Genomic DNA, 554 nt, shown 5'->3' on the forward strand with positions numbered 1-554 from the left:
TGCGGAAAATCTCATTTTCGCCTCTCTGCTCGCCTTGTGTATTGCAACGGCATCGGCAACACAAGACATCGCCATCGACGCTTTCCGAATTGATACTTTTCCAAAATCGGAAGAATCTAAGTTGCCACAAGCTTCGGCTATGGCAGTCATCGGATGGTGGACAGGCTACTCATTGCCGGGATACTTGGCGTTTGTTAACGCCGATACTATCGGCTGGAACGGTGTGTATTACGGTATGGCAGCCGTTGTTGTGGTACTCATGGTGTTCACTTTGTTAGTGGGCGAACCAGTCACACAACGTGAAAAGCTCCAATCCGAAGCGGAACAAAGACACAAAGAAGTCGTCGGTTCAAAACTTGTGGCGTGGTTTACGGTCACCGTTGTTGAGCCTTTCCTCGATTTCTTCAACCGCAATGGTGTTCGCGTCGCGATAACCCTGTTGCTGTTTGTCTTCTTGTTTAAGATTGGCGAAGCATTCCTGGGCCGCATGTCGATTGCTTTCTACAAAGACATTGGCTTTAGCAACGAGCAAATTGGCTATTACTCGAAGTTGA

General features: G+C 48.2%; 1 pseudogene. It reads left to right on the forward strand.

Annotated features, from left to right (window positions below):
• A pseudogene (locus R7R78_RS28650) lies at nucleotides 1–554 on the forward strand (MFS transporter); the annotation flags it as partial.

This window comes from Vibrio sp. 2134-1 (genome assembly GCF_033339495.1).